Annotated in this window: 2 tRNA genes, 3 rRNA genes and 1 pseudogene; 1 reads left to right on the forward strand and 5 read right to left on the reverse strand. The window is 51.9% G+C overall.

Going from position 1 to position 5,615, the window contains the following annotated elements:
* Positions 1-66: 66 nt before the first annotated feature.
* The 5 genes from rrf to EPK82_RS24585 form a co-directional block, all read right to left on the reverse strand.
* Positions 67-182 (reverse strand): 5S ribosomal RNA (rrf, locus tag EPK82_RS24565).
* Between the two features lie 138 nt (positions 183-320).
* A 23S ribosomal RNA gene (locus EPK82_RS24570) occupies positions 321-3,213 on the reverse strand.
* 244 nt (positions 3,214-3,457) lie between these two features.
* Positions 3,458-3,533, reverse strand: a tRNA-Ala gene (locus EPK82_RS24575).
* A 20-nt stretch (positions 3,534-3,553) separates the two neighbouring features.
* A tRNA-Ile gene (locus EPK82_RS24580) sits at positions 3,554-3,630 on the reverse strand.
* A gap of 88 nt (positions 3,631-3,718) precedes the next feature.
* Positions 3,719-5,255, reverse strand: a 16S ribosomal RNA gene (locus tag EPK82_RS24585).
* Together the 16S, 23S and 5S rRNA genes with 2 tRNA genes alongside form the textbook arrangement of a ribosomal RNA operon.
* Before the next feature lie 133 nt (positions 5,256-5,388).
* Here EPK82_RS24585 and EPK82_RS24960 point away from each other — a divergent pair.
* Positions 5,389-5,615, forward strand: a pseudogene (locus EPK82_RS24960) (hypothetical protein); the annotation flags it as partial.

Raw genomic sequence — 5,615 nt, forward strand, 5'->3', positions numbered from 1 at the left:
CCCGACTTTCTGCCGCGCAAAGAAGAAACCCCAGACCTCGTTAGAGATCTGGGGTTTCGTATAGGAGCTTGACGATGACCTACTCTCACATGGTGAAGCACCACACTACCATCGGCGATGCGTCGTTTCACTACTGAGTTCGGGATGGGATCAGGTGGTTCCAACGCTCTATGGTCGTCAAGCAATTCGGTTGGGATCTCGCGGTGAGGCGCGATCCCTTGGATACGTGATAGAGGCTTGTAGCTCTCGCAAATTTTCGGCTTTCTGTCGACTTCACCATCGACACCCTCTGCTGTCAGAGCAGATTGTTTGGGTGTTATATGGTCAAGCCTCACGGGCAATTAGTACAGGTTAGCTCAACGCCTCACAGCGCTTACACACCCTGCCTATCAACGTCGTAGTCTTCGACGGCCCTTTAGGGGAATCAAGTTCCCAGTGAGATCTCATCTTGAGGCAAGTTTCCCGCTTAGATGCTTTCAGCGGTTATCTTTTCCGAACATAGCTACCCGGCAATGCCACTGGCGTGACAACCGGAACACCAGAGGTTCGTCCAACCCGGTCCTCTCGTACTAAGGTCAGCCCCTCTCAAATCTCAAACGTCCACGGCAGATAGGGACCGAACTGTCTCACGACGTTCTAAACCCAGCTCGCGTACCACTTTAAATGGCGAACAGCCATACCCTTGGGACCGGCTTCAGCCCCAGGATGTGATGAGCCGACATCGAGGTGCCAAACACCGCCGTCGATATGAACTCTTGGGCGGTATCAGCCTGTTATCCCCGGAGTACCTTTTATCCGTTGAGCGATGGCCCTTCCATACAGAACCACCGGATCACTAAGACCTACTTTCGTACCTGCTCGACGTGTCTGTCTCGCAGTCAAGCGCGCTTTTGCCTTTATACTCTACGACCGATTTCCGACCGGTCTGAGCGCACCTTCGTACTCCTCCGTTACTCTTTGGGAGGAGACCGCCCCAGTCAAACTACCCACCATACACTGTCCTCGATCCGGATAACGGACCAGAGTTAGAACCTCAAGGTTGCCAGGGTGGTATTTCAAGGATGGCTCCATGAGAACTGGCGTCCCCACTTCAAAGCCTCCCACCTATCCTACACAAGCAAGCTCAAAGTCCAGTGCAAAGCTATAGTAAAGGTTCACGGGGTCTTTCCGTCTAGCCGCGGATACACTGCATCTTCACAGCGATTTCAATTTCACTGAGTCTCGGGTGGAGACAGCGCCGCCATCGTTACGCCATTCGTGCAGGTCGGAACTTACCCGACAAGGAATTTCGCTACCTTAGGACCGTTATAGTTACGGCCGCCGTTTACCGGGGCTTCGATCAAGAGCTTCGCTTGCGCTAACCCCATCAATTAACCTTCCGGCACCGGGCAGGCGTCACACCCTATACGTCCACTTTCGTGTTTGCAGAGTGCTGTGTTTTTAATAAACAGTCGCAGCGGCCTGGTATCTTCGACCGGCATGGGCTTACGCAGTAAATACTTCACCCTCACCGGCGCACCTTCTCCCGAAGTTACGGTGCCATTTTGCCTAGTTCCTTCACCCGAGTTCTCTCAAGCGCCTTGGTATTCTCTACCTAACCACCTGTGTCGGTTTGGGGTACGGTTCCTAGTTACCTGAAGCTTAGAAGCTTTTCCTGGAAGCATGGCATCAACCACTTCGCATTCTAAAAGAACGCTCGTCATCAGTTCTCGGCCTTGATCTCCCGGATTTACCTAAGAAACCAGCCTACAACCTTAAACACGGACAACCAACGCCGTGCTGGCCTAGCCTTCTCCGTCCCTCCATCGCAGTAACTAGAAGTACGGGAATATTAACCCGTTTCCCATCGACTACGCATTTCTGCCTCGCCTTAGGGGCCGACTAACCCTGCGTCGATTAACGTTGCGCAGGAAACCTTGGTCTTTCGGCGTGCGAGTTTTTCACTCGCATTGTCGTTACTCATGTCAGCATTCGCACTTCTGATACCTCCAGCAAGCTTCTCAACTCACCTTCACAGGCTTACAGAACGCTCCTCTACCGCTCATCCAAAGGATGAACCCGTAGCTTCGGTGTATGGTTTGAGCCCCGTTACATCTTCCGCGCAGGCCGACTCGACTAGTGAGCTATTACGCTTTCTTTAAAGGATGGCTGCTTCTAAGCCAACCTCCTAGCTGTCTAAGCCTTCCCACATCGTTTCCCACTTAACCATAACTTTGGGACCTTAGCTGACGGTCTGGGTTGTTTCCCTTTTCACGACGGACGTTAGCACCCGCCGTGTGTCTCCCGTGCTGACACTTGCTGGTATTCGGAGTTTGCATCGGTTTGGTAAGTCGGGATGACCCCCTAGCCGAAACAGTGCTCTACCCCCAGCAGTGATACACGAGGCGCTACCTAAATAGCTTTCGAGGAGAACCAGCTATCTCCGAGCTTGATTAGCCTTTCACTCCGATCCACAGGTCATCCGCTAACTTTTCAACGGTAGTCGGTTCGGTCCTCCAGTCAGTGTTACCTAACCTTCAACCTGCCCATGGATAGATCGCCCGGTTTCGGGTCTATACCCAGCGACTAAAGCGCCCTATTAAGACTCGCTTTCGCTACGCCTCCCCTATTCGGTTAAGCTCGCCACTGAATATAAGTCGCTGACCCATTATACAAAAGGTACGCAGTCACCCAACAAAGTAGGCTCCCACTGCTTGTACGCATACGGTTTCAGGTTCTATTTCACTCCCCTCTCCGGGGTTCTTTTCGCCTTTCCCTCACGGTACTGGTTCACTATCGGTCAGTCAGTAGTATTTAGCCTTGGAGGATGGTCCCCCCATGTTCAGACAAGGTTTCTCGTGCCCCGTCCTACTCGATTTCATTGATAAGAGCGTTTCGTGTACGGGGCTATCACCCACTACGGCGGCACTTTCCAGAGCCTTCCACTACACTCAAATCAACTTAAGGGCTAGTCCCCGTTCGCTCGCCACTACTTAGGGAATCTCGGTTGATTTCTTTTCCTCAGGGTACTTAGATGTTTCAGTTCCCCTGGTTCGCCTCTTGCACCTATGGATTCAGTACAAGATACCCGGCTTATGCCGGGTGGGTTCCCCCATTCAGAGATCTCTGGATCACAGTCTGTTTGCCGACTCCCCAAAGCTTTTCGCAGGCTACCACGTCTTTCATCGCCTCTGACTGCCAAGGCATCCACCGTATGCGCTTCTTCACTTGACCATATAACCCCAAGCAATCTGGTTACTGTCTCAATCGTGAAGACGACATCGCCGAAAATTTGCGTCTTGAGAACTACAAATTTTGCCTTGATTAACAATGTGCAGTGAAACACATCGTTAGTCACTTCTATCACATATCCAAATTTTTAAAGAACGATTTGTACCGGTCAAAAGACCAGAAATCAGCACTCAACAGGTCATCACCTGAAGCGCTCATTTCTGAACTCTCTACGATCATGCTGTAATGGTGGAGCCAAGCGGGATCGAACCGCTGACCTCCTGCGTGCAAAGCAGGCGCTCTCCCAGCTGAGCTATGGCCCCGTAAGCATCTGCACCTGAATTGGTAGGTCTGGGCAGATTTGAACTGCCGACCTCACCCTTATCAGGGGTGCGCTCTAACCAACTGAGCTACAGACCTATCACAGGGTCGCCGCGTTACAGCATCGTCTTCTACAGTGAATCAAGCAATTCGTGTGGGAGCTTATGAGAAAGCTGAAGTCTTCGATTAAGGAGGTGATCCAGCCGCAGGTTCCCCTACGGCTACCTTGTTACGACTTCACCCCAGTCATGAATCACTCCGTGGTAACCGTCCCCCCGAAGGTTAGACTAGCTACTTCTGGAGCAACCCACTCCCATGGTGTGACGGGCGGTGTGTACAAGGCCCGGGAACGTATTCACCGTGACATTCTGATTCACGATTACTAGCGATTCCGACTTCACGCAGTCGAGTTGCAGACTGCGATCCGGACTACGATCGGTTTTATGGGATTAGCTCCACCTCGCGGCTTGGCAACCCTTTGTACCGACCATTGTAGCACGTGTGTAGCCCTGGCCGTAAGGGCCATGATGACTTGACGTCATCCCCACCTTCCTCCGGTTTGTCACCGGCAGTCTCCTTAGAGTGCCCACCATAACGTGCTGGTAACTAAGGACAAGGGTTGCGCTCGTTACGGGACTTAACCCAACATCTCACGACACGAGCTGACGACAGCCATGCAGCACCTGTGTCTGAGTTCCCGAAGGCACCAATCCATCTCTGGAAAGTTCTCAGCATGTCAAGGCCAGGTAAGGTTCTTCGCGTTGCTTCGAATTAAACCACATGCTCCACCGCTTGTGCGGGCCCCCGTCAATTCATTTGAGTTTTAACCTTGCGGCCGTACTCCCCAGGCGGTCAACTTAATGCGTTAGCTGCGCCACTAAAATCTCAAGGATTCCAACGGCTAGTTGACATCGTTTACGGCGTGGACTACCAGGGTATCTAATCCTGTTTGCTCCCCACGCTTTCGCACCTCAGTGTCAGTATCAGTCCAGGTAGTCGCCTTCGCCACTGGTGTTCCTTCCTATATCTACGCATTTCACCGCTACACAGGAAATTCCACTACCCTCTACCGTACTCTAGCTCGCCAGTTTTGGATGCAGTTCCCAGGTTGAGCCCGGGGCTTTCACATCCAACTTAACGAACCACCTACGCGCGCTTTACGCCCAGTAATTCCGATTAACGCTTGCACCCTTCGTATTACCGCGGCTGCTGGCACGAAGTTAGCCGGTGCTTATTCTGTTGGTAACGTCAAAACCGCAGGATATTAGCCTACAGCCCTTCCTCCCAACTTAAAGTGCTTTACAATCCGAAGACCTTCTTCACACACGCGGCATGGCTGGATCAGGCTTTCGCCCATTGTCCAATATTCCCCACTGCTGCCTCCCGTAGGAGTCTGGACCGTGTCTCAGTTCCAGTGTGACTGATCATCCTCTCAGACCAGTTACGGATCGTCGCCTTGGTGAGCCATTACCTCACCAACTAGCTAATCCGACCTAGGCTCATCTGATAGCGCAAGGCCCGAAGGTCCCCTGCTTTCTCCCGTAGGACGTACGCGGTATTAGCGTTCCTTTCGGAACGTTATCCCCCACTACCAGGCAGATTCCTAGGCATTACTCACCCGTCCGCCGCTGAATCCAGGAGCAAGCTCCCTTCATCCGCTCGACTTGCATGTGTTAGGCCTGCCGCCAGCGTTCAATCTGAGCCATGATCAAACTCTTCAGTTCAATACTGCTTGGGTTTTGAGAAAACCCTAAACTTGGCTCAGCAATCGCAAATAAACTCTCGAATTCACGAGTGTTACTTGTGATGCTGATAATCAGTTGACTACCAGTCTTACCTCACAAGCACCCACACGAATTGCTTGATTCAGTTGTTAAAGAACAGTTGGTTAAGTCTTTCGTCTCAACCGAGGCCGCGCATTCTACAGCAGCCCTTGTTTCTGTCAAGCTGTTTTTCGAAGAATTTTTTCTTTCTACTCAACCACTTGCGCTTTCGATCAGAGCTTCTTCTCTCCAGCGGGAGGCGCATTCTACAGCGTTCAAAACCGCTGTCAACCACCTCTTTTCTACCGCTTTCGATCCACT

Origin of the sequence: Ectopseudomonas khazarica, assembly GCF_004521985.1 — a bacterium.
GTDB classification, from domain to species: Bacteria; Pseudomonadota; Gammaproteobacteria; order Pseudomonadales; family Pseudomonadaceae; genus Aquipseudomonas; species Aquipseudomonas khazarica.